This window comes from Hyphobacterium sp. SN044, from assembly GCF_021864465.1.
GTDB lineage: Bacteria > Pseudomonadota > Alphaproteobacteria > Caulobacterales > Maricaulaceae > Hyphobacterium.
The window spans coordinates 185,892-207,052 of record NZ_JAKKUV010000005.1 but is presented as its reverse complement, the minus strand read 5'-3'; the positions used below and the strand labels follow the sequence as shown (position 1 = coordinate 207,052).

At 64.4% G+C, this 21,161-nt stretch carries 21 protein-coding genes; 6 read left to right on the top strand and 15 right to left on the bottom strand.

The window, feature by feature from the left end; all coding sequences use genetic code 11:
- Positions 1 to 156 precede the first annotated feature (156 nt).
- Positions 157 to 630, top strand: a complete 474-nt coding sequence (locus L5876_RS08940) for an Hsp20 family protein (protein ID WP_236955916.1) — start codon at positions 157 to 159, stop codon at positions 628 to 630.
- 81 nt (positions 631 to 711) lie between these two features.
- Here L5876_RS08940 and L5876_RS08935 read toward each other — a convergent pair whose 3' ends face one another.
- The 3 genes from L5876_RS08935 to gpmA all read right to left on the bottom strand — a co-directional run bounded on the left by L5876_RS08935 (position 712) and on the right by gpmA (position 3,303).
- Positions 712 to 2,013 (bottom strand): pentapeptide repeat-containing protein, encoded by a 1,302-nt coding sequence (locus L5876_RS08935; RefSeq protein ID WP_236955914.1) that lies wholly within the window; start codon positions 2,011 to 2,013, stop codon positions 712 to 714.
- A 118-nt stretch (positions 2,014 to 2,131) separates the two neighbouring features.
- Positions 2,132 to 2,557 (bottom strand): bifunctional diaminohydroxyphosphoribosylaminopyrimidine deaminase/5-amino-6-(5-phosphoribosylamino)uracil reductase RibD, encoded by a 426-nt coding sequence (gene ribD / locus L5876_RS08930; RefSeq protein ID WP_236955912.1) that lies wholly within the window; start codon positions 2,555 to 2,557, stop codon positions 2,132 to 2,134.
- A 23-nt stretch (positions 2,558 to 2,580) separates the two neighbouring features.
- Positions 2,581 to 3,303, bottom strand: coding sequence for a 2,3-diphosphoglycerate-dependent phosphoglycerate mutase (gene gpmA, locus L5876_RS08925; RefSeq protein WP_236955910.1), 723 nt, complete (start codon positions 3,301 to 3,303; stop codon positions 2,581 to 2,583).
- Between the two features lie 140 nt (positions 3,304 to 3,443).
- On the opposite strand from gpmA, the gene L5876_RS08920 reads away from it, so the two are divergent.
- The 4 genes from L5876_RS08920 (at position 3,444) to L5876_RS08905 (ending at position 7,971) form a co-directional block, all read left to right on the top strand.
- Complete coding sequence (locus L5876_RS08920; RefSeq protein WP_236955909.1) at positions 3,444 to 4,415, top strand: SIS domain-containing protein; 972 nt, start codon at positions 3,444 to 3,446, stop codon at positions 4,413 to 4,415.
- 93 nt (positions 4,416 to 4,508) lie between these two features.
- Positions 4,509 to 5,810, top strand: coding sequence for a UDP-glucose/GDP-mannose dehydrogenase family protein (locus L5876_RS08915; protein WP_236955908.1), 1,302 nt, complete (start codon positions 4,509 to 4,511; stop codon positions 5,808 to 5,810).
- Between the two features lie 5 nt (positions 5,811 to 5,815).
- Positions 5,816 to 6,433, top strand: coding sequence for a hypothetical protein (locus L5876_RS08910; protein WP_236955907.1), 618 nt, complete (start codon positions 5,816 to 5,818; stop codon positions 6,431 to 6,433).
- Between the two features lie 23 nt (positions 6,434 to 6,456).
- A complete protein-coding gene (locus L5876_RS08905) occupies positions 6,457 to 7,971 on the top strand; it encodes a phosphomannomutase/phosphoglucomutase (protein WP_236955906.1) in 1,515 nt (504 codons plus the stop codon).
- Positions 7,972 to 7,980: 9 nt separating this feature from the next.
- Here L5876_RS08905 and glmM read toward each other — a convergent pair whose 3' ends face one another.
- From glmM to L5876_RS08845, 12 genes are all read right to left on the bottom strand, one after another.
- Entirely contained in the window at positions 7,981 to 9,345 is a 1,365-nt protein-coding gene (glmM, locus tag L5876_RS08900) for a phosphoglucosamine mutase (protein WP_369281025.1), read from the bottom strand.
- A 124-nt stretch (positions 9,346 to 9,469) separates the two neighbouring features.
- On the bottom strand, positions 9,470 to 10,231 hold the full coding sequence (locus tag L5876_RS08895; RefSeq protein WP_236955904.1) for an ABC transporter ATP-binding protein: 762 nt from the start codon (positions 10,229 to 10,231) through the stop codon (positions 9,470 to 9,472).
- A 2-nt stretch (positions 10,232 to 10,233) separates the two neighbouring features.
- A complete protein-coding gene (locus L5876_RS08890; RefSeq protein WP_236955903.1) occupies positions 10,234 to 11,079 on the bottom strand; it encodes an ABC transporter permease in 846 nt (281 codons plus the stop codon).
- A gap of 74 nt (positions 11,080 to 11,153) precedes the next feature.
- Positions 11,154 to 12,920 (bottom strand): hypothetical protein, encoded by a 1,767-nt coding sequence (locus L5876_RS08885; RefSeq protein WP_236955902.1) that lies wholly within the window; start codon positions 12,918 to 12,920, stop codon positions 11,154 to 11,156.
- Positions 12,917 to 13,651, bottom strand: a complete 735-nt coding sequence (locus tag L5876_RS08880) for a cytidylyltransferase domain-containing protein (protein ID WP_236955901.1) — start codon at positions 13,649 to 13,651, stop codon at positions 12,917 to 12,919. The genes L5876_RS08885 and L5876_RS08880 overlap by 4 nt, the downstream gene beginning before the upstream one ends.
- 5 nt (positions 13,652 to 13,656) lie before the next feature.
- A complete protein-coding gene (pseI, locus tag L5876_RS08875) occupies positions 13,657 to 14,715 on the bottom strand; it encodes a pseudaminic acid synthase (protein WP_236955900.1) in 1,059 nt (352 codons plus the stop codon).
- Positions 14,716 to 14,783: 68 nt separating this feature from the next.
- A complete protein-coding gene (locus tag L5876_RS08870; protein WP_236955899.1) occupies positions 14,784 to 15,704 on the bottom strand; it encodes a hypothetical protein in 921 nt (306 codons plus the stop codon).
- The gene (locus L5876_RS08865) at positions 15,701 to 16,378 is read right to left on the bottom strand and encodes an HAD family hydrolase (protein WP_236955898.1); all 678 of its coding nucleotides are present in this window, start codon (positions 16,376 to 16,378) and stop codon (positions 15,701 to 15,703) included. Before L5876_RS08865 ends, L5876_RS08870 begins: the two co-directional genes overlap by 4 nt.
- Positions 16,378 to 17,343, bottom strand: coding sequence for an ATP-grasp domain-containing protein (locus L5876_RS08860; RefSeq protein WP_236955897.1), 966 nt, complete (start codon positions 17,341 to 17,343; stop codon positions 16,378 to 16,380). Before L5876_RS08860 ends, L5876_RS08865 begins: the two co-directional genes overlap by 1 nt.
- An 18-nt stretch (positions 17,344 to 17,361) precedes the next feature.
- On the bottom strand, positions 17,362 to 18,672 hold the full coding sequence (locus L5876_RS08855; RefSeq protein ID WP_236955896.1) for an aminotransferase class III-fold pyridoxal phosphate-dependent enzyme: 1,311 nt from the start codon (positions 18,670 to 18,672) through the stop codon (positions 17,362 to 17,364).
- Between the two features lie 36 nt (positions 18,673 to 18,708).
- Entirely contained in the window at positions 18,709 to 19,383 is a 675-nt protein-coding gene (locus L5876_RS08850; RefSeq protein WP_236955895.1) for a class I SAM-dependent methyltransferase, read from the bottom strand.
- 82 nt (positions 19,384 to 19,465) lie between these two features.
- Positions 19,466 to 20,131 (bottom strand): hypothetical protein, encoded by a 666-nt coding sequence (locus L5876_RS08845; RefSeq protein ID WP_236955893.1) that lies wholly within the window; start codon positions 20,129 to 20,131, stop codon positions 19,466 to 19,468.
- Positions 20,132 to 20,382: 251 nt separating this feature from the next.
- Here L5876_RS08845 and L5876_RS08840 point away from each other — a divergent pair, with 251 nt between their 5' ends.
- Positions 20,383 to 21,147, top strand: coding sequence for a TylF/MycF/NovP-related O-methyltransferase (locus tag L5876_RS08840; RefSeq protein WP_236955891.1), 765 nt, complete (start codon positions 20,383 to 20,385; stop codon positions 21,145 to 21,147).
- Positions 21,148 to 21,161 lie beyond the last annotated feature (14 nt).

The following is a 21,161-nucleotide window of genomic DNA, read 5'->3' as shown; positions in this document are numbered from 1 at the left end:
GGAAAACCGCTCCCCAAATAGTCTTCTGCGGAACGCCGGTACCGGGTTCCGCGGGTCCCCGGCACGGCCTTCGGGCGTGCGGACAGGGATCGCCTGAGGACGCTCCGCAAGGAACATCGCGGAGCGGCTTGTTGCTCTAGCTGGAGGATAAGTGCCATGCGTGGCGTTGATTACAGCCCCTTCTACCGTTCCATCGTCGGCTTCGACCGGCTGGCCAACCTGATCGATGCGGCCTCGAAGGCCGAACCGTCGAACGGTTACCCGCCCTACAACATCGAACAGCTCGGCGAGAATGACTACCGCATCGAACTGGCCGTCGCCGGCTTCGGTGACGAGGATCTCTTCGTCGAGGTCCAGGAAAACGTCCTGACCGTGTCCGGCCGCAAGGCCGAACGCTCCGAGGACGAGGCCCCGAACTATCTCTATCGCGGCATCGCCGAGCGCGCCTTCGAGCGCCGCTTCCATCTCGCCGACCATGTGTCGGTGACGGGCGCGGAGCTGAAGAACGGTCTGCTGCTCATCAATCTCGAGCGTGAAATCCCGGAAGCGGCGAAGCCGCGCCGGATCGAGATCGGCAGCACAGGCAGCAAAGCCAAGACGATCGAGGGCCGCAAGTCCAAGGCGGCCTGACGCGCGGCAGCGCGAGCATACCCTTCGAGACACTCTTCGCGGGCGGGGTCTATCCCCGCCCGTTTTTTATTCTGGATCGGGTCAGGCCGCGTCGAGATCGACGGCGCCTTCGGCGTTCTCCACGTCCTCGCCGAAATTCGGATCGATCCGGGCCCCCGTGAAACAGGACCCGGTGAACAGGCCGTGGCGCACATCGCAGCTGTCCAGCCGCGAATAGGAGAAATCGGCCCCGGTTGCCCGGACCCGCTTGAGGTCCGCGCCGCGCAGGTCGGCATAGCGGATTTTCGCCGCGGCGAGGGAAGCCGGCATCAACCGGTCCTTACCGATCAGCAGCGGTCCCAGCTTGCAGTCGCGAAGATCGGCATTGTTGAGACGCGCCCCGGTCAGGTCCGCGCCGCGCAGATCGGCCCCGCGCAGACAGGCCATGCGAAGGTCGGCGCGTTCCAGCCGTGCGCCCTGCAACTGCGCGCCCTCCAGGTCGAGCCCATAAAGCGTGGCCCCGCGCGCCTGGAAAGCGGTCAGCCGCTTGCCGGCGAGTGATTGCAGTTCGCGCATGTCGGCGCCGTCGAAGATCGACGGGCGGCCTTCCGCTCCGTCGGTCTCGCACCAGCGTATGTGATCGGCCAGGAGGTCTGCGACCGGCGCACCGAGGGTTTCGAGCGTCTTGCCGGCGGGCTTTTCGGTCAACGCCCCGGCGGTCTTTACGCCTTCGAGCTTCGACATGGTGAGATTGGTGTTCACCAGGATCGAGTCCGACAGATCGGCATCGGAAAGATCGGCGCCCGACAGGTCCGCCCCTTCGAGATTGGCACCGGAAAACACGCTGCCGCGCAGATTGGCGCGGATCAGTCGGGCCCCCAGCAGCATGGCATCTGTAAAGTCGGCGCGCTGCGCCACCATGCCGGTCATCTTGGAGCGTGTTAGGTTCGCGCCCGTGAAATTGGCTTCATTCGCTTCGCCCGCGCGGGTTTCATGCTTGATCACCGCCAGGCCGCGTTCGCGGTCGGGCCGCGCGATCACGCCTTCGCGCAGATCGGTCTCGGTCATGTCCGCCCCGGTCAGGACCGCGCCGCGCAACACCGCGCCGCGCAAATCGGCACGGCGGAGAGAGGCCCCTTCCAGATTGGCCCGGCGCAGATCCGCGCTGTAGAGGCTTGAGGAATTCAGCACCGTACCGGACAGGTTGGCCCCGATGAGGATGGCCCCGGTGAAGTCCGCATCGGACAGGTCGCGCCGCGACAGATCCATGTCGGTCAGAATGCAGTAGGCGAAATGCGCCCGCGCGCCGCCCGATCGTCCCGACCAGAGCCTCTCGTGCCGGTCGCACATCTCCGACACCTGCGCCTGGGTCAGCGTCTTGTATGCGATACCTTCCGCGGGCATGGCGTTTGGCCGGGTCCTGATGCTGTCGCGAACCGGTAGGGTCCACGTCCTGTGGAAAGACTAATCAGTGCCGGTTAACGGTAAGTGTTGATCACCGGTGGCATGCCGCCGGCGGAAGTCAGGGCCTCGGCGCGGGAAATCGCGACAGGAATTCGGACTTCAAGCCGCGCGCTTCGTCTTCGCGTAGTCCGGCCTCCACCGCAACACCGGCTTCGACAAGCCGGGCAAGGCCGTCTCCATCGACGCGCGGGTCCGGGTCCAGCAGGGCAACCACGCACCGCGATATACCTGAAGCGATCAGCGCATCCGCGCACGGTCCCGTCACACCGGTATGCGCGCATGGCTCCAGCGTGACATAGGCGGTCGCGCCGCGCGCAGCGTCTCCGGCAATGGCGAGGGCTTGCGTTTCCGCGTGCGGACGTCCGCCATCGGCGGTCCGTGCGGCCCCGACCACCTTGCCGTCCTTCACCAGCACGCAGCCGACCGATGGATTGGGAGCGGTCCGCCCGATGCCGCTGCGGGCCCAGGCCAGCGCGGCATCCATGAAGCGGAGATCGCCGGTCCGGCTCAAGGCAGGGCAGGCAGCGGTTGGGCGCGGTCAGCGTCGAGATAGCGCACCGAGACCGGTTTCAGATCGCCGTTGAGCTCGATCATCAGCGGGTTGCCGGTCGGGATCTCGATCCCGACAATCTCCTCGGGCGACACGTTGAACAGCAGTTTCACGATGGCGCGCAGGGAATTGCCATGCGCGGCGATCAATATGTCTTCGCCCGCCTTCAGCCGGGGCGCGATCTCGCCATCCCAGTAAGGCTGGACCCGCTCCAGGGTCGTGGCGAGCGACTCCGTGGCCGGAAGATCGCTGTCGGCCAGGCCGGCATAGCGCGGATCGAAGCGAGGATGGCGTTCATCGTCGCGGTCGAGCGCCGGCGGCGGCGTGTCGTAGGAGCGGCGCCAGATCTTCACCTGTTCCTCGCCGTGCCTGGCCTTCGTCTCCGCCTTGTCGAGCCCGGTCAACGCGCCGTAATGGCGCTCGTTGAGCCGCCAGCTCTTCTCCACCGGGATCCAGCTCATCCCCATGTCCGCGAGCGCCAGATTCAGCGTGCGGATCGCGCGGGTCAGCATCGAAACGAAGGCACGCTTCGGCGCGAAGCCGGCCGCCTTCATCAGCGCTCCGGCCTTCTTCGCCTGGGCTTCGCCCTCTCCGGTCAGATTGACATCGACCCAGCCGGTGAACCGGTTCTGCAGATTCCATTCGCTCTGGCCGTGACGGACGAGGACGAGTCGGGACATGGCGCGGACCCTTGTAACGGTGAATGCCGGACGGGCCGGCAGGTCTCAGCGGGATAGCCCGCCGGGCTGCTGCGGGCAAGCTACGCGAAGCGCGGTCTTCCACTCGCCTTTTCGTCTCCGCGGGCCTAAAAGGCGAAGCCATGAACGACCAAGATAAGGCCAGCGCGGCGGGCCGCCGCGTCATCGAGATGGAACGCGATGCGCTCGAGGCGCTGGCGCAATCCATCGACGGAGAATTCGCGCGCGTCGTTGCGCTGGTGAACGCCATCAAGGGGCGGCTGATCTGCGCCGGGGTCGGCAAGTCCGGCCATGTCGCGCGCAAGATCGCCGCGACGCTCGCCTCGACGGGGACGCCCGCCTATTTCGTCCACCCGACCGAGGCCAGCCACGGCGATCTCGGCATGATCACGCCGGACGATGCCGTCCTGGCGTTGTCGAAATCGGGCGAGACACGGGAGCTGGGGGACCTGATCGCTTATTGCCGCCGCTTTGCGACCCCGCTGATCGCGATGACGGCAGGGCGTGATTCCGTGCTGGCGCGCGGCGCGGACTATCACCTCTTCGTTCCCGATGCGCCGGAAGCGTGCGGCGAGACGCGCGCCCCAACGACGTCCACGACGCTGATGATGGCGATGGGCGATGCGCTGGCCGTGGCGCTGCTGGAAGCGCGCGGCTTCACCGCCACCGACTTCCGCGTCTACCACCCGGGAGGGGCGCTCGGTGCCGCGCTGGCCACGGTCGCCGACCTGATGCATGCGGGCGATGCCATGCCGCTGATCGGCGAGGACGCACCGATGTCCGATGCCCTGCTGGAGATGTCTGCCAAGGGCTTCGGTTGTGTCGGCGTCATCCGGGGCGATGGCACGCTGGCCGGGATCGTGACCGACGGGGATTTGCGCCGTCATATGGGCGAAGGACTCGTCTCCCGCCCGGTGGCCGAAGTGATGACACGCGATCCGCAAACGATCGCGCCGGGCGCGCTGGCCGCCGACGCGATGCGCCGGATGACCGCGGGCGACCGGAAAATCCTGCAGCTTTTTGCGCTTCAGCCGGACGGCCGTCCCGCCGGTCTGCTACACATCCACGACCTGCTTCGCGCGGGTGTCAAATAGGCAGGCTATTGCCTTGCGCTGCGGCCTTGCCCGTGGCATCGCCCGACCGATAGCTTGCACCAGGGGCAGGCCCGAAACAGAGAGGACCAGGCCATGCGCGTGGCGATGATCGGAACCGGATATGTCGGCCTTGTTTCCGGGGCGTGTTTTGCCGATTTCGGCCACCATGTGACCTGCGTCGACAAGAATGAGGAAAAGGTCGCGATGCTCCGCGCCGGCGGCATCCCGATCTACGAACCGGGCCTCGACCTTCTGGTCCAGCGCAATGTGCGCGAGGAACGCCTCGATTTCGCGACCGATCTGTCCGAAGCGGTGAAGAATGCCGACGTTGTCTTCATCGCCGTGGGCACGCCGTCGCGCCGCGGCGACGGCCATGCAGACCTCAGCTATGTCTATGCCGCTGCTGAGGAAATCGCCTCGGTGATGGAGGGCTATACCGTCATCGTGAACAAGTCGACCGTGCCGGTCGGCACCGGCGACGAGGTCGAGCGCATCATTCGCGAACGCCGCCCGGACGGGGATTTCTCGGTCGTGTCCAACCCGGAATTCCTGCGCGAAGGCGCGGCGATAGATGACTTCAAACGCCCTGATCGGGTGGTCGTCGGCACCGAGGACGATCGTGCCCAGACGGTGATGAAGGAACTCTACCGTCCGCTCTATCTCAACGAGACGCCGCTCCTGTTCACCGGCCGCCGGACGTCCGAGTTGATCAAGTATGCCGCCAACGCCTTCCTCGCGATGAAGATCACCTTCATCAACGAAATGGCCGATCTCTGCGAGGAAGTCGGCGCCAACGTTCAGGAGGTTGCGCGCGGCGTTGGCCTCGACAAGCGGATCGGCTCGAAATTCCTCAATGCCGGCCCGGGTTATGGCGGATCCTGCTTCCCCAAGGACACGCTCGCCCTGACCAAGACCGCCAAGGAGGCGGGCACGCCGCTGAAACTGGTCGAAACCACCGTTGCGGTGAACGATTCCCGCAAGCGCGCGATGGCCGACAAGGTCGTGAAGGCAATGGGCGGCGACGCCAAGGGCAAGACGATCGCGGTGCTTGGCCTGACCTTCAAGCCGAATACGGACGACATGCGCGATGCGCCCTCGCTCGACATAATCCCGGCCCTGCAGGAAGCCGGCGCGAAGATCCGCGCCTACGATCCGGCCGGCATCGTCGAGGCGGAGCGTCTGATGAAGGACGTCGAATTCGTCTCCGGACCCTATCTGTGCGCCGACGGTGCCGACGCCCTCGTCATCATCACGGAATGGAACGAGTTTCGCGCGCTCGACCTCGACCGGTTGAGCCAGTCGATGAAGGGCAAGGTCGTCGTCGACCTCCGCAATATCTACCGGCCCGATGACATGGCCGAGCGCGGCTTCGACTACACCAGCGTCGGCCGCTGACCGCTATGTCCGAAACGGGAACCAGCCGGAAGCAGGCAGGCTTCGACCTTTGGGTCCTGGCATCGGACCCGGTTTTCTATCTCGTGGCCAGTCTCGTCGTTGCGGGCATGATCTGGTTCGCCATGTCGGGCGAGCAGGAAACCCGCGGCTTCAGCTTTGACGGCCGTCACCTCGTGATCGAGGGCGAGGCGCTCGCCGGTCTCGTACCGGGGCCGGGCACGGAATCCGATTATGTGCCCACCGAAGAGGCCGCTCGCATCACCGCCAATGCCTCCTTCGAACAGGCGGGCACGATGTCGGCTGGCGTCGGTCTGCTCCTGCCTCGCGCCTTCGAGGAAGACGCGATCGGCCACCCGGTCGAGGTCTCGATCGAGATGCGCGCCATGCGCGGCGATCACACCGAGGCCTATATGTCCTACTTCACGGCACAGGCGGGGGACTCCCCGCGCCATGTGGCGGAACTGGACGAGGATTGGCAGACCTATACCTTCGTGTTCGACGTACCGGCGAATGCCGTCGCCAACGATCAGGAATGGATCGGAATCTGGCCCGATCTCGACGGGCTGGAACGCCCGGTACTCGTGCGCCGCATCGAAGCCCGCATTCTCGACACCAACGAATGATCCCGACCGAAAAGGACTGAGACATGAAGCCGCTCGCCTCCGCCCGGCCCAACAGTTGGGAATTCGAGACCCGTCCCGTGATCAAGCCGACCGGCTTTCGCGAGTACGATGCGCGCTGGTGGTTCGGGAATCCGGCCGATACGCGCGAGCCGGAGCTGAACCTCTACGGCGTCCAGGCGCTTGGCCTCGGTCTCGGCACGCTGATCCATGAGCTGGGTATCGAGCCCCGCATCGTCACCTGCAACGATTTCCGGGCCTATTCGCTCGGCGTGAAGCAGGCCCTCGAACTCGGCCTCATGTCGGCGGGGATCGAGGTCAACGATATCGGTCTCGGCCTGTCGCCGACCGCCTATTTCGCCCAGTTCGATCTGGACATTCCCTGCGTCGCCATGGTCACCGCCAGCCACAATTCCAATGGCTGGACCGGCGTGAAGATGGGGGTCGAGCCGCCGCTGACCTTCGGCCCGGACGAAATGAGCCGATTGAAGGAAATCGTCCTGAACGGTGAGGGCGTCACGCGCGAGGGCGGCAGCTACGTTCGGGTCGAAGGTGTTGCGGAACGCTATCTCGCCGACCTGTCCGACGGGTTCAGACTGAACCGGAAACTGAAAGTGGTCGCCGCCTGCGGCAATGGTACGGCCGGGGCGTTCGCGCCAAAGGCGCTCGAAGCGATGGGGGCCGAGGTCATCGCCCTCGACTGCGAGCTCGATCACACCTTCCCGCGCTACAATCCGAACCCGGAAGACATGAAGATGCTTCATGTCCTGCGCGATGCGGTTCTGGAACATGGCGCCGATATCGGCCTGGCCTTCGACGGTGATGGCGACCGCTGCGGCGTGGTCGACAATGAAGGCGAGGAAATCTTCGCCGACAAGATCGGCCTGATGCTCGCGCGCGATCTTTCGGGCCGTTTCCCGGAAGCGACCTTTGTGGTCGACGTGAAATCGACCGGCCTCTTCCTGACCGATCCGGTGCTGAAGAAAAATTCGGCGAAGACGCTCTACTGGAAGACCGGGCACTCCTACATCAAGCGCAAGTCGAAGGAGGTGGGTGCGCTCGCCGGCTTCGAGAAGTCGGGCCACTTCTTCATGCAGCCTCCGATCGGCCGCGGCTACGACGACGGCATCGTCGCTGCACGCTCTGTCCTGCAGATGCTGGACGCCACTCCGTCGAAGTCGATGGCCGATCTGCGCCGAGACCTGCCGGTCAGCTACACCTCGCCGACCATGTCGCCGAAATGCTCCGACGAGGAGAAGTACGGCGTCGTCGATTCGATCGTTGCGACCTACACCAAGGCCATGGAAGCGGGCGAGACCGTCGCCGGCCGGAAGATCGCCGAGCTGATCACCGTGAACGGCGTCCGATTCATCCTCGAAGACGGGTCCTGGGGCCTGGTCCGAGCGTCGTCCAATACGCCGAACCTCGTCATCGTGGTGGAAAGCATGGCGTCGCCCGAGGACATGAAGGCGATCTTTGCCGATATCCAGGCGCGCCTCTCTGCCCACCCCTCGATCGGGGCGTTCGACCAGACGCTCTGACGGTTCGGATTACTGCGCGGCCGCGAGGCCGCGTTCCACCGACGTCTCGACCGCGTGTACGACCGATGCGGCGACCGATGCCGCAAGATCGGGATCGTCGGCTTCCGTCATGACCCGGATCAGCGGCTCGGTGCCAGACTTCCGGACAACGACACGGCCAAGATTCGACAGCTTCAGCTCGGCGTCGGAGATCGACTTCTGCACGTCCGGATCATCCATCGGATTGCCGCTGGTGAACCGGACATTGCGCAGGATCTGCGGTACCGGCTGGAAAATCCGCAGCGCTTCGCTCGCGGGCCGGTCGGCCTTGCGGAAGGCGGAGAGGATCTGGATCGCCGCGATCAGGCCGTCGCCCGTCGTCGAATAGTCGCTCAGAATGACGTGACCGGACTGTTCGCCGCCGACATTGAAGCCCTTGGCGCGCATCTGGGCGATCACATGCCGGTCGCCGACCGGGGTCCGGTGCAGCATCAGGCCTTCGTCGCGCAGGAAGCGTTCGAGGCCGAAATTCGACATGATCGTCGCCACAACACCGCCGCCGCGCAGCGTTTCGAGACGCTTCCAGCTTGCCGCGATGCTGCCGAGGATCTGGTCGCCGTCGATCGCCTCGCCTTTCTCGTCGACCATGATGACCCGGTCCGCATCGCCATCGAGGGCGACACCGATATCGGCCTTGCGCTCCAGAACGGCAGCCGTCAGTGCACTGAGGTCTGTCGAGCCGCATCCCCGATTGATATTGATCCCGTTCGGCTCGGCGCCGATGGAGTGGACCTCCGCGCCCAGCTCCCACAGCGTTTGCGGCGCGACGCGGTAACCAGCTCCGTTCGCACTGTCGACCACGATCGTCATCCCGGTCAGCGACAAGTCGCGCGGCACCGACGATTTTACGACCTCGACATATCGCCCGATCGCGTCGTGATAGCGGCGCACGCGGCCAACCATGTTGCGAAGCGGAATGTCTTCCGGGTTGCGGATGAAGGCTTCGAGCGCCTCCTGCTCGGCATCACCGATCTTGAACCCGTCCGGGCCGAAGACCTTGATGCCATTGTCCTGATAGCCATTGTGCGAGGCGGTGATCATCACGCCTGCCTCGGCGCGCATCGAACGCGTCAGGACGCCGATCGCCGGCGTCGGGATCGGCCCGACGAGGCGTGCATCGACGCCTACCGAGGTCAGACCCGCGGTCAGGGCGTTCTCGAACATGTAGCCGGAGAGACGCGTATCCTTGCCGATCACGACCGACGGATGCGTCCCGCCACGATTGAAGGTGACGCCGATGGCCTGCCCCAGACGAAGGGCAATATCCGCAGTCATCGGAGCGATATTCACTTCGCCCCGGATACCATCGGTACCGAACAACTTATCCCCACTCATCATGTCCCTGGCGCGATTTCGCGCGCCCCCCGTTTCAGACATTCTTTCAGCTTACGCTGCATTTATGACATTACCAAGCAATAGCCGGGCCATCCAATCCCCCGAATGGGCGATCGCGCGTGGCCTAGAGCGCGATGAGATCGGCATAGGCCGAGTATGTGTCGTCGATATCGCCCTGGAAAACGACCTTTCCGTGGTTCAACAGCATGGCCTTGTTGCACATGCTCCGTACCAGGCCTTCCGAGTGCGATGCCAGTACCAGAATGCCCGAGCGCGCCATGAGTTCATCCATGCGCTGCTGTGCCTTGGCGAAAAAGGCGGCGTCGCCGGCGCCGATGCCTTCGTCGATCAAGAGGATGTCGGGCTGAACCGCCGTCGTGATCGCGAACTGAAGCCGCGCCAGCATCCCGGTCGAATAGGTGCGCACCGGCATGTCCGCGAAATTGCCGAGTTCGGCAAATTCGAGAATCTCGTCGGAAAGCGACTGAGCATCCTTGCGGCCGATCCCAAGGAACAGGCTGCGCAGGAAGATGTTCTCGCGGCCCGTGGCCTCGAGGTCGATGCCGAGGCCGACATTGAAGACGGCGGCTACCGAGCCCGATAGCGAGACATCGCCGCGGGTCGGCTCGTAGATGCCGGCCAGCACACGCAGAAGCGTGGTCTTGCCGGCCCCGTTGTGTCCGATCAGGGCGATCCGGTCGCCGTGCTCCAGCGTCATCGAGACATTGTCGAGCGCCTTCACCACGATGCGGTCGCGGGAGTCGCGCGCCAGCGTGCCGCCGGTCGCGGCCGCGATGAGGTTGTTCTTCAGGGACCGTTGCGGCGTGTCGTAGATCTGGAATTCGACGTCGACGTCGGTCAGGCTGGCCTGGATGGGTTCGGACATGATCAGACCCAGTATGCGATGCGGCGGCGCATCAGGAGGAAGCTGACAAGGCCAAGCGTCAGGCAGACGAGCGTGATCACGCCGGTGCCAAGCCAGATCTCCGGCGTTGGCGCTTCACCGAGCAGCGGCATGCGGATGACGTAGATCAGATAGTAGAACGGGTTCCACGTCAGGAAGAAGGCGCGTTCGGGAAGAAGTTCGGCGCTCCAGAGGATCGGGCTGAGATAGAAGCCGATCTGAAGGATGTTCTGGACGATGTTCGGGATGTCCCGGAATCGCGCGCACACCACGGCGAGAAACAGGCCGGCGCCGAAGATGGTGATCGTCACAAGTATGAAGGCGGGTATTGCCCAGAGTGTGACCCATCCGATCGGAATGTTCAGGAAGAAAACCATTCCGAAATAGATGATGAAGTTGTGCGCGAAGGTGATCAGCTGACGGAAGATCGCCTGGTTGATGTAGACCGTCAGCGGAATCGTCGCCTGCTTGATGAAGTTCTGGTTCGCCACGAAGATCGTGCAGCACTCGTTCAGCGTTGGCGCAAAGAAGCCCCAGAGAATGAAGCCGAGCGCGAGCATCGGCAGGAAGGCTTCGATATCGATCCGGAACAGGCGCGCATAGAGAAAGCCCAGCGCCAGTACCGTGACCGCCATGGAGATCGTGATCCAGAACGGGCCGATCATCGACCGGCGGTAGCGCGTCCGGATGTCATTCCAGCCGAGATTGGCCCATATCTGCCAGGCGGCGAACCCGTCGATGAGGTCGCTGATTGCCCTGGAAACACCGCGGCCCTGCAGGTTACGGCGTTGAAGGGCAACACTTCTGGATGGCGTGGAAGAGGCGTTCATGGATCGCTGACCGGTTTCCGGCCCCGGGGCCGGCGCCTCTCTTCGGCCAATTCATTCGCGAATTCAAGCGCTGGTCAACGCTTTCCGCTGCGGACGCGGCCCGGTGCAGTTTCGCGCTCGAGATTCCAGAATTGCTTCAGGCCGAGCCATGCACGCTTCAGCGGGCGCCGGACATACGGCGCGAGACCTGGCCATGGGTCGGGCTCGGACAATTGCGGAACGGTCTGTCCGGAATGGGCAAACCGCGGACGCAGCGCGCTCGGTTCACCCAGTCGGAAGAAGGCGCAGGCCTGCGCAAAGGCTTCCTGGTGGCAGCTGGTCGGAAGACCGACTTCGATCATCAGGTCGCAATCCCGGATGAAATGACTGAGCGCCCGGTCAGATTGCGTTTCCAGCCGGACCCGCACGCCGTCACCCGCCTGCTCGGTCATGCTGCGTCCGCCTTCATCCCAGCGCCAGCGGAAGTGAACCTCGACGCGGTCGATCAGGTCGGGCGGCGGATTGATGAGGGCTTCGATCCGGCTGCGGAAGATCGCATAGGGAATGTCGGACGAGACATGCCGCTCGCCGAGCGACGGCACCACGCCGATCACCACTTTCGGCTTCGGCCGGGCGAGGCGCACCATCCGCCGGGCTAGGCGGATCAGGCGGCGCGGCAGGCCGGGGCGCAGGCTTTCCGGCGGAGCGACGCGGCCCGCGGGAATGTCGGCCTTCAGCGAAGCGTCGCGCTTCGTTCCGACTTCGGCCCCGCTGCTTGTCATGTAGAAGGATTGGCGATTGGCACTGTCGGGCCGTACTTCCAGCCATTCCGGCAATGGCCATCCTGAATGCGGCAATATCGTCAGAGCCGCTCCGCTGTCAGCGGCAAGCGCTGCGAAGATCGCGCTTTCCGCCGAACGGTAGTCGCTGCAATAGGCGGCAGCGGGCGGCCGGGCAAAGACGCGCTCGAACCGGGCCGCCAGCGCGGCGTGCCGCGGCCATGACCGGTCGATCAGCATGGGCCCCAGGCGTTTCAGCGGGTCGGCTCCGACCAGATGGCTGTCGACCGTGGACCGAAGCCAGGCGGCCGCGTCGCGGCCCTTCGACAGATCGTCCTGGAAATTCCGGCCATAGAGCGGAACGATTCGGACATGCGGCTGGGTGGCCGCCCAGTTCCGGATCGTCTCGATTTGCCCCGACTCGACGGGGTCGAGGAAGACGTAGAGGGATTTTGAACTCGCCGCCGCCTCGCGCAGCCGGTCGGCCAGAAAGCCGACGCCCGTCGCCAGAAACGCGGTCCATTCCCCTTCGGGCGTCTGCCACGCTGATGGCAGGGATGCCGGTTCGTTCGGCGACCTGGAGGGCAGGGGCGGCAGCAGGTCCACCTGTCCGGCAACACCACAGGCTTCGAGAGCCAGCGCCGTTCCGATATCGAACCTCAGGCCGGGCGCATCCATCGCCGGGCCGATCGCGCGGATCCTCGTGCCGTGGAGGGCACCGAGCAGGCGGGGCAGCAACCGCTCACCATAGGCCAGCTCTCGTCCGATCGCCCAGATTGCTGGCGCGTCAATCACTCCGGCCGGTGCGCCGGCAAAGCGGACACCGGCTGTCGCCTCGGCCCAGCGTTCGGCCATGGCCTCGCCGGCGGCATCGATCGCGGCGTGGTCCGCCTCGTCGAGCAGGCTCCAGAAGGGCGGTCCGGCAAGGGGAAGCCCGCTTTTCAGCGCCGCATCGTGGGACTTGCCGCACATCGCGGCCAGCTGGGTCACCCCGGCCGCCTTGAGTGGTGCGACCTGGTCTTCGCGCCAGATCAGTCCCACCGCTTCCGTGCTGTCCTGTTTACGCGCGGCGCGTGCCGTCATTCCGACTCTTTCGCCATCGACTGGTGCAGGCTGAAGAGCCGCCGAGCATAGTCGAGGTCCTTGGGAGAATCGATATCGACGGATTTCCACTCCGGAAGCTCGAAGCCGACATAATTCATGTCGTCCATCAGCGTCGGGTGGGTCGTCAGCCATTCCGCCGAGAAGATGGTGAATGTGCCAGTCTCGAAATAGGCGTAGTCGAGATCCTGGCTGCGGATGAAATTCCCGCCCTTCTGAAGCGGGTTCAGCTGTCCCTTGTCGTTCAGGCGATAGTATTGCTCGACATGGGTTGGCGCCCGGCAGACCGTCAGCAGATTCCGCTTGCGGTCATTGGCCAGGTAAACCTCATAGGCCTGTTTCAGTTCTTCGGCTTCGATGAAGGGCGCGCAGGCAAACAGGATGAAGACATCGTCGAAATGCTGGCCCTGCCTGGCGAATTCCTGAACCGCCCAGCGCGCGACCGGCAGAATGCCGGTGTGGTCGTCGGCCAGTTCGGCCGGGCGCTTCGGGTCGGCATCGGCTCCAAGACGTTCCGCGATGGCGCGGACCTCGTCGTCGTCCGAGGACACATGGACACGGTCAAAGAGGCCGCTTTCAAGCGCCGCGTCGACCGAGTAGCCGAGCATCGGCTTGCCATGGAAATCGATGATGTTCTTGCGCGGAATCCGCTTCGATCCGCCGCGTGCGGGGATCAGGGCCAGCCGTTTCAGGCCGGACGCATCGGCGCTCATCTGTGTCAGCTCCGCTCGATCATCGACCATTCGGCGGGCACTTTCGCCGGAATGTCCGTGGCCGCTTTCGATCCCAGAACCGTCCAGTAATGCCGCGGCTCGAGGCCCGAGGCCGGACGGATCACCTTGATATGTTCTTCGGTGATGGTCTCGCCCTTGGCGACCGGCTTCACGAAATAGATCGAGCGGCGGAACTGCCGGGTCCCGGCTTCGGACTTGGCCAGCTCGTTCTTCTCGTTGCCAAGGCCCTCATGGGCTTCCTTGACCGTCTTGCACAGCTCTTTCAGCTCGTGTTCGTCGAGCGAGAACCCGCTGTCGACGCCGCCTTTCTCGCGGCTGTCGGTGAAGTGCTTTTCCAGCACCGTCGCGCCGGCCACGACGCCTGCGACGCCGCCCAGCACGCCCATCGAGTGGTCCGACAGTCCGACCTGCACGTCGAACGTCTTCGCGATGTAGGGAATGCGGCGCAGATTGAGCTCGCTGATCGGCGTCGGATAGGCCGAGATGCAGTGCAGGACGATCAGGTCCTTCGCGCCGGCCTTCTTCAGGAAATCGACCGCCTCGCGGATCTCCGCGTCCTCGGCCATGCCGGTCGACACGATGACCGGCTTGCCGGTCTTGGCGACCTTGTCCATCAGCGGGAAGTGGGTGATCTCCGCAGAGGCGATCTTGTAGGCCGGGGCGCCGAGGTCCTCGAGCAGGTCCACCGCCGTCTCGTCGAAGGGCGAGGAGAAAATGGTGATGCCGTGTTCCTTCGCGTGCGCGAACAGCTCGGCATGCCATTCCCACGGCGTGTGCGCTTCCTGGTAAAGCTCGTAGAGGCGGCGGCCCTTCCACATCCCGTCCTTCACGATGAATTCGTCGCGGTCGGAGTCGATCGTGATCGTGTCGGCCGTATAGGTCTGCAGTTTCACCGCGTCGGCACCGGCTTCGGCGGCCAGCCGGATCAGCATCTTGGCGCGTTCCAGATCGCCATTGTGATTGCCGGACATTTCCGCAATCACGTAAGGCGGATGGTCCGGGCCGATTTTCCGGCCTGCAATCTCGATAACGTCGGCGCTCATGGAGGAGACTCCCTTGGGATGTGTTCGCGCCTCTTTATCGAAGCGCACTCCGGCGCTCAAGGCGGCGGTCAGGAAAGTTCGGACAGAAGGGCGGAGGCCGTGGTCGCAGCGCCCGTCCCGTCCGGCTTGGCGGGCAATTCGCGGCCCTGGCCCAGGCCTTTGCGGACCGCATCGGCCAGCGCGCGGAAATCCTCGTCGCTTTCGGGAATGCCGCCAAGAACCGGGAAGCCGTTTGCGTTGGCCCACTCCACCGCGAAGTCCTGGTTGGCCGCGGTCGGAATGCCGATCACGAAGAGGCCCAGCGTGCGCGCCTCGATCATCGCCACGCCCAGACCGCCGACATAGACGGTGGCGCCAGCCATCGCGTCGAGCGCGTCATTGCCCGAGACGATCCGGACGCCCGCATTCACGCCGCTCGCCTCCTTCGCCATGGAGGCGTTCAGGACCAGGTCGACCCCGGTCTGAAAGGTCGTGCGCAGCATGTTGGCGATGGCGATGCCCTTGGCGGCATAGGCTCCGCCACCGAGCGCGACAACGATACGGGCTTCGACCGGGGACGGCCGGCCCCGCAACGTCTCGAAGCCCGGGCGAAGCAGCGTGTAATCGGTCCCGGCAAGCACGGTGATCCCCGGAAAGACGTCATACCGGTCCGGGTCGCCATAGAGATTGTGATTGATCACGATGTCCGCCTCGCTGGGCGGCGAGAAGTGATCGTCGATCACAGCCAGCTTGCGGCATTGCGCTTTCAGGTCGGCGCGCTCCTGCGCGCTCGTGCCGTATCGGTCGAGCACGATCAGATCGACGGGCCGGGTCCCGAACGGCTCGGTCTTCAGTCCGATCGCATCCCTGACCCAGTCCGGTTCGGCGGTCTCGAGCGTGACGTCGGCGCCTTGCGCGCGCAGCGCTTCGGCCAGAGCGTGACAGCGCGTGACATGGCCCAGCCCGGTATCAGGCCCGGCCCCGGCGAGAATTCGGACCCGCACCGTCAATGGAAGAACCACTGAACAGCGTCGGCGAAGCTCGGATATTCCTCAACCCCCGCCCAGGGCGCTGGCGTGCCCAGGCTTGCAAGGCGGCCTGTCCGTACGCGGATGGCCCGAGCTCCCAGCCGGCGCGCGGCTTCAAGGTCGTGGAAGGGGTCGTCGCCGATCACCAGCGCCGCCGATGCATCCGCGCCGAGTGCCTCGAGTGCGGCGTGATACCCCGCCGGGTCCGGCTTCGCCATGCCGAGCGAGTCGCACAGGATCACGGCGTCGGTCTTCTCGTAGAGCCCCAGGGCCATGGCCTTGCGCGCCTGCATCGCCTCCGCGCCGTCGGTGACGATCGCCACGGGCGCGTGGGCGCGCAATTGCGCGAGGGCGGCTTCGGCCCTGTCATAGAAGGCGAGCGAGGGCCGGTGCTCGCGGTAGACCGTCACCAGCGCCTTTATGTCGGGCGCGCGCTCGCCCGGCGTCCAGCCGAAATGCCTGTAGAGGCGGTCGAACGCACCAATCCGTCCGAATTTCAAAAACTCGTAGCGCAGCCTTGCGAGGATCGCGTCCGCATCCTCACCCGTCCCGGAGGCCAGGTGGGCAGATACGGCACGATAGCCGGACAGGACGTAGTCGTGCTCGGCGGCCAGCGTATCGTCGAGATCGACGAGGAAGGCGCTGATCGCGGCCATCAGTGATCCGGGGCTTCGTCGACGATGACGTCCTGCTGATACCGGTACATCGTCGCGCCGATCCGGACCGGGCGCGGCGCGTAGGCGGCTTCAGCATGGCCGGTCAGCATCTGGAGAATCCGGCGCGGACTGTCGAGTCCGGCCTGGATCGACAGGTTGGACGCCCCGCCAAAGCGCGGATTGACCTCGATGAAATGCGTGCCGTTCACCTCGTCGTCGAAGGCCTGGACCGTGTTGTGTCCGACCAGGCCCAGGGTTTCACCGAGTTTCAGCGTCAGTTCGACGAGACGCGGCCGGTCGACAACTTTCGAGACCTTGCTTTCGCCTGCCACGACGACTTTCCGCTCCCGCGCGATCGCCTGCAGCGCCTTCGGTTCGTCGACCGCCATCAGAAGGTCAATCGTGTACTCCCGCGAGTGAATGAAGGGATGGAAGAGCAGGGAATCCCTGTCTTCGATCGCCTCGAAATCCTCCGCCGACTTGATCGCCCGCGCGCCGATCCCGCCCGCGCCGGTGATCGGGCGCACGAAGATCGGATAGGCGTCATCGCCAAAGGGCGGGCGGATTCGCGGGACGGCTGGGATCCCGGCGGCCTCGATCGCGTCGGCAAATTTCGCCTTGTCCTGGACTGTTTCCAGCTGGGTTTCGCTCGGCACCAGGACGCGCGCGCCCTCGGCTTCGAAATAGACCTTGTTCGCGGCGAAGAAGGGCAGTTCGCCATCGCGCGTGGGCACGATGAGTTTGACCCCGTTGTCTCGCACGAGGGCGAGCATGTGGTCGAGCGCGCCGGCATCGCGCAGTTTCGGCACCTGGAAGGCCTGATCGGCGAAGAAGCCGGCCGCGCAGGCCGGCTCTGAATCGGCGGTAAAGACCTTCCCGCCGAACTCCTCCATCACGGCTCGGAAATTCTGGACCAGAATCGCCTTGGCACTGGCGCTGGTGATCAGAATGTTGCCGAAAGCCATACCCGAACCCTCGCCCGTCTAGCGGACCTTGAACAGCGGAACGAGCGGCTCGCACTCGAGGAAGGATTTGAAATCGCCGGAGTCGATCGCGCGGCGCATGATCGGGAAGACCTCGTCATAGATCGCCATCGCCTCGTCCACATGCTCCTTCTTGAAGGCGTAGGAGAGGAAGTGGACGCCAAAGCTGAACAGGCCCCGGCGGCAGGTTTCCTGGATGTAGAGCGTCTTGAGTGCGAAGGCGTCAGCGCCCGGCTGGTCCTTCATGCCGATCAGCGTCCAGCTCGGATGGCCGGAAATCGACAGCACGTCGCCGAGATTGTGCTTCTCGACCATCGCCCGGAAGCGCTCGATCAGATAGGTGCCGGTCGCGGCAATGTGGTCGAGCGTCTTTTCGCGCTTGGACTTGATGAGAACAGCCTCGGTCGCGGCCAGAGAGATCGCCTCGCCGCCCATGGTGAAGGAGAAGAAGATCTCCTCCATCAGCTTCATCACGTCGGCGCGCCCGGCGATCGCCGAGAGCGGGAAGCCGTTGGCGAGACCCTTGCCGAGGCTGCACAGGTCCGGCGTGACGCCGTAAAGTTCCTGGGCCGAGCCCGGCGCATAGCGCAGGCCGGTCACCACCTCGTCGAAGATCAGGAGCGCGCCATGCTTGTGCGCGATGTCCTTCACGCCCTGCAGATAGCCCTGCGTCGGCTCGGTGAAGGCCACCGGCTCCATGATCACGCAGGCGAACTCATCCTTGTGGCTCGCCAGCAGACGGTCGAGCGCCTCGAGATCGTTGTAGGGGAAGGTGTGCGATAGAGTCCGGGTTGATTCCGGCACCCCGCGATTGCGCGCCGTGGTGCCGATATACCAGTCCTGCCAGCCGTGATAGCCGCACAGCGCCACGCGTTCGCGGCCGGTATAGGCGCGCGCCAGGCGCACCGCACCGGCGGTCGCGTCCGAACCGTTCTTGCCGAAACGGACCTTTTCCGCGCACGGGATGCGCTCGACGATCATCTCCGCGACGCGCGTCTCGATCGGGTTCGGCAGCGAGAACAGCACGCCCTCGTCCATCTGGCGGACGACGGCGGCCTTGATCTCGGGATCGCCGTGCCCGAGCGTGATCGCGCCGAGCGAGCAGGCGAAGTCGAGATAGCGATTGCCGTCGAGATCCCAGAAATACGGGCCTTCCGCGCGCTGCACGAAGAGCGGCGCGGCACCGACCGGAAATTGCGTCCGGCTCTTGGAGAAGGTCTGCGACCCGAGCGGAATGACCGCTTCGGCGCGCTTCAGGAAATCGACCGACGCCGTGTAGCGGCGGGAATTGGAGGGGCGGGAGTCATCCATCTGGGGTCATCCGGCGAGTGTTGAGCGGGCGGGACGTCAGCTCTTGTAGGGATTGGGAGGGAAGGCACGGCCCATATTCTTCGTCAAGACATCAACCCCTTCCCGGCGGTCGAGATCCATGAACGTGTCGCCGCCCGCCTGGTTCAGTTCGCGGTGGACGAGGCTGTAGCTGGGGTGGGCGGTGAACAGGCTTGAAAAGTCCATCTTGTGGGCGCGCAGGCCCGGCAGATGGGCGTAGTCGTTGTAGTATGGCGCCGGCGTCTGGAAATCGAAGATCACCAGGAGGCCGCCCTCGGTCAGCACACGGTCGGCTTCGGCTACGGCGCGGAAGTGCAACTCCGGATCGACCAGATACATGCAGAATCCGATGATCACCATGTCGAACGCATTGTCGTCGAACGGCAGGCTGTCGGCGGACCCGACCTTGAGATCGATCGAGGGATAGGCCGCCTTGCCTTCCTCGACGGCCTTGGCCGAAGGTTCCACCCCGGCGCAGGCCGATCCGTGCAGGCGTTCGATGGCCGCGAGGCGATAGCCATTGGCGGCCCCGATCTCCAGCACCCGCTTCGGCGTGGCCTTCAGATGCGAAAGAACGCGCAGGACGATGTCGTCCCGGTCTTCCTTGAGCACCGTCGCATTCCGCGAAAACCAGGCATCACCTTCGCTTTTCAGGAAGGTGTCGGTCTGCTTCGGGCGGTTGGAGGCGGTCATCGCATCATGTCCATCGGTGGCGGGAGGTGATTTCCGCACTCCCTAGAGGAATACATCGCCGGGCGCACCCGGAAAAATGGCGTCATCCGGAGCCCGTCCGCAGCGCCCCGGCCAAGGCATGATCCCCGTTGGGCTCGACGATCGTCTTCACGAGGTGCTCGACCGTTTCGCCCTGATCCGGAGCCAGCACGGCGTAGAGTTCGATGCGCAGATGCGCCGTCACGGAATTCCCGACGCGCTGGGCGTGCCAGATCGCTTCGTAGAGACCGGCCAGAACGCCGGGATGGACAGGCCGGCGATCATTCTCCGGCGCACCACCCAGATCTTCGTAACGGAACAGGCGCTTGTAATCGTTGAGCATCAGGAGAATCTGGCGGCGGTGGAAGAGGTCGCCATTGTGCCGGAAGGGCAGATCGTCGAGCCGTCCGACGAAGACGTCGGAAATCCGGGTCGCTTCCGACGTGCCTTCCGAAAGCCAGGCCGCTTCGGTCGCGCGGACGATCGCATACGCATCGATACCGCGTGCGACAGCTTCCTTGTGCCACTTCATTTCGAGATCGGGCCGGCCATGCGCCCGGAGTTGAGGTGTCCAGCGGCTGGCGATGGCATGATAGTCCGAGGCGAGCGCCATCTTGCGGACGAGATCATTGCCTTCATCCAGACGGTTCTCGCCCGCCATGCGGGCCGCAAAGGTATCAAGTTCGTCGGGAGACAGCGTTTCCGGCAATTCTTGACGCGCTTCGGTCATGATCCCCCCGGATAGCGAAGCGTGGACACGGCATTTACCGTAATCGGCTTGTTACGCGCTGGCCAGAACACGCCAAGCCGATTCGCAGCGCGGGCGAATTTCTCGCCTGTTGATGATATCTGATCGACTCTGCACGGTCCGACGGATATGACGGCGCTCCCTCGTTTGGGGGGTTTTCTTTGGGTTGCGGCAAGGATAGACGCAGCCCCGAAAGTTGGCGGGTTGGACCGGAAGGCCCACGGGGGAAGTGAATGAGCGACGAAATCGGCAACGTCTCGCAGAAGCCATCGAACGGCGAGCGCGAAAGCATCGACGAATTGATGGGCATGCTGAAGTCAGGTGTCGTCCCGGACAGTGAATTGCACGTCAATCTGTCGCTCTTCCAGCGCCGGCAGGAATTGTCGCGCATCCTGTTCTACGACCACCTGTACCAGAAGCTGGTCGGTCAGCACGGCTATATCCTCGAATTCGGTAACCGTTACGGCGCGACGCTGGCCCTGCTTCAGAGCCTTCGCGGTATCTACGAGCCCTATAATTTCTCCCGGATGATCTTCGGTTTCGACACGTTCGAGGGCTTTGCCGGCTCCGGCGCGGAAGACTCGAAGAACGCTGTCGGTTCCGATTGGAAGGAAGGCGATTACGGGGTTCCGCGCGGATATGAGCAAACGCTTGATCGCATCCTGGAAATCCACGAGCGCTTCTCGCCGATCTCGCACATCAAGAAATTCGGACTCTACAAGGGCGACGTTCGCAAGACGCTTCCGACCTTCTTCGACGACCATCCCGAGACGATGATCGCGATGGCGATTTTCGACATGGACATCTACGCGCCGACCAAGGAGGCGCTGAAGCAGATCCGGCCGCGCCTGCACAAGGGGTCGATCCTGGTGTTTGACGAGTTGTGCTGCCAGTGGTTCCCGGGCGAAACGCAAGCTGTGATGGAGGAGCTTTCCATGGGCGAGCTCCAGTTCCAGCGTTTCCCGCATCAGCCTTTCTCCGCTTACACAATTCTGTAGCCATTTCAGGCGGG

Excerpts from the sequence above, each read along its gene's own strand:
- L5876_RS08865 (WP_236955898.1), bottom strand. The coding sequence starts at position 16,378 with ATGGCCGCGATCAGCGCCTTCCTCGTCGATCTCGACGATACGCTGGCC.
- L5876_RS08890 (WP_236955903.1), bottom strand. The coding sequence starts at position 11,079 with ATGAACGCCTCTTCCACGCCATCCAGAAGTGTTGCCCTTCAACGCCGT.
- pseI (WP_236955900.1), bottom strand. The coding sequence starts at position 14,715 with ATGAGCGCCGACGTTATCGAGATTGCAGGCCGGAAAATCGGCCCGGAC.
- L5876_RS08920 (WP_236955909.1), top strand. The coding sequence starts at position 3,444 with ATGAACGACCAAGATAAGGCCAGCGCGGCGGGCCGCCGCGTCATCGAG.
- L5876_RS08880 (WP_236955901.1), bottom strand. The coding sequence starts at position 13,651 with ATGAGCGCCGATGCGTCCGGCCTGAAACGGCTGGCCCTGATCCCCGCA.
- L5876_RS08910 (WP_236955907.1), top strand. The coding sequence starts at position 5,816 with ATGTCCGAAACGGGAACCAGCCGGAAGCAGGCAGGCTTCGACCTTTGG.
- L5876_RS08915 (WP_236955908.1), top strand. The coding sequence starts at position 4,509 with ATGCGCGTGGCGATGATCGGAACCGGATATGTCGGCCTTGTTTCCGGG.
- ribD (WP_236955912.1), bottom strand. The coding sequence starts at position 2,557 with ATGGATGCCGCGCTGGCCTGGGCCCGCAGCGGCATCGGGCGGACCGCT.
- L5876_RS08885 (WP_236955902.1), bottom strand. The coding sequence starts at position 12,920 with ATGACGGCACGCGCCGCGCGTAAACAGGACAGCACGGAAGCGGTGGGA.
- L5876_RS08845 (WP_236955893.1), bottom strand. The coding sequence starts at position 20,131 with ATGACCGAAGCGCGTCAAGAATTGCCGGAAACGCTGTCTCCCGACGAA.
- L5876_RS08855 (WP_236955896.1), bottom strand. The coding sequence starts at position 18,672 with ATGGATGACTCCCGCCCCTCCAATTCCCGCCGCTACACGGCGTCGGTC.
- gpmA (WP_236955910.1), bottom strand. The coding sequence starts at position 3,303 with ATGTCCCGACTCGTCCTCGTCCGTCACGGCCAGAGCGAATGGAATCTG.
- L5876_RS08940 (WP_236955916.1), top strand. The coding sequence starts at position 157 with ATGCGTGGCGTTGATTACAGCCCCTTCTACCGTTCCATCGTCGGCTTC.
- L5876_RS08905 (WP_236955906.1), top strand. The coding sequence starts at position 6,457 with ATGAAGCCGCTCGCCTCCGCCCGGCCCAACAGTTGGGAATTCGAGACC.
- glmM (WP_369281025.1), bottom strand. The coding sequence starts at position 9,345 with ATGAGTGGGGATAAGTTGTTCGGTACCGATGGTATCCGGGGCGAAGTG.
- L5876_RS08840 (WP_236955891.1), top strand. The coding sequence starts at position 20,383 with ATGAGCGACGAAATCGGCAACGTCTCGCAGAAGCCATCGAACGGCGAG.
- L5876_RS08850 (WP_236955895.1), bottom strand. The coding sequence starts at position 19,383 with ATGACCGCCTCCAACCGCCCGAAGCAGACCGACACCTTCCTGAAAAGC.
- L5876_RS08935 (WP_236955914.1), bottom strand. The coding sequence starts at position 2,013 with ATGCCCGCGGAAGGTATCGCATACAAGACGCTGACCCAGGCGCAGGTG.
- L5876_RS08860 (WP_236955897.1), bottom strand. The coding sequence starts at position 17,343 with ATGGCTTTCGGCAACATTCTGATCACCAGCGCCAGTGCCAAGGCGATT.
- L5876_RS08895 (WP_236955904.1), bottom strand. The coding sequence starts at position 10,231 with ATGTCCGAACCCATCCAGGCCAGCCTGACCGACGTCGACGTCGAATTC.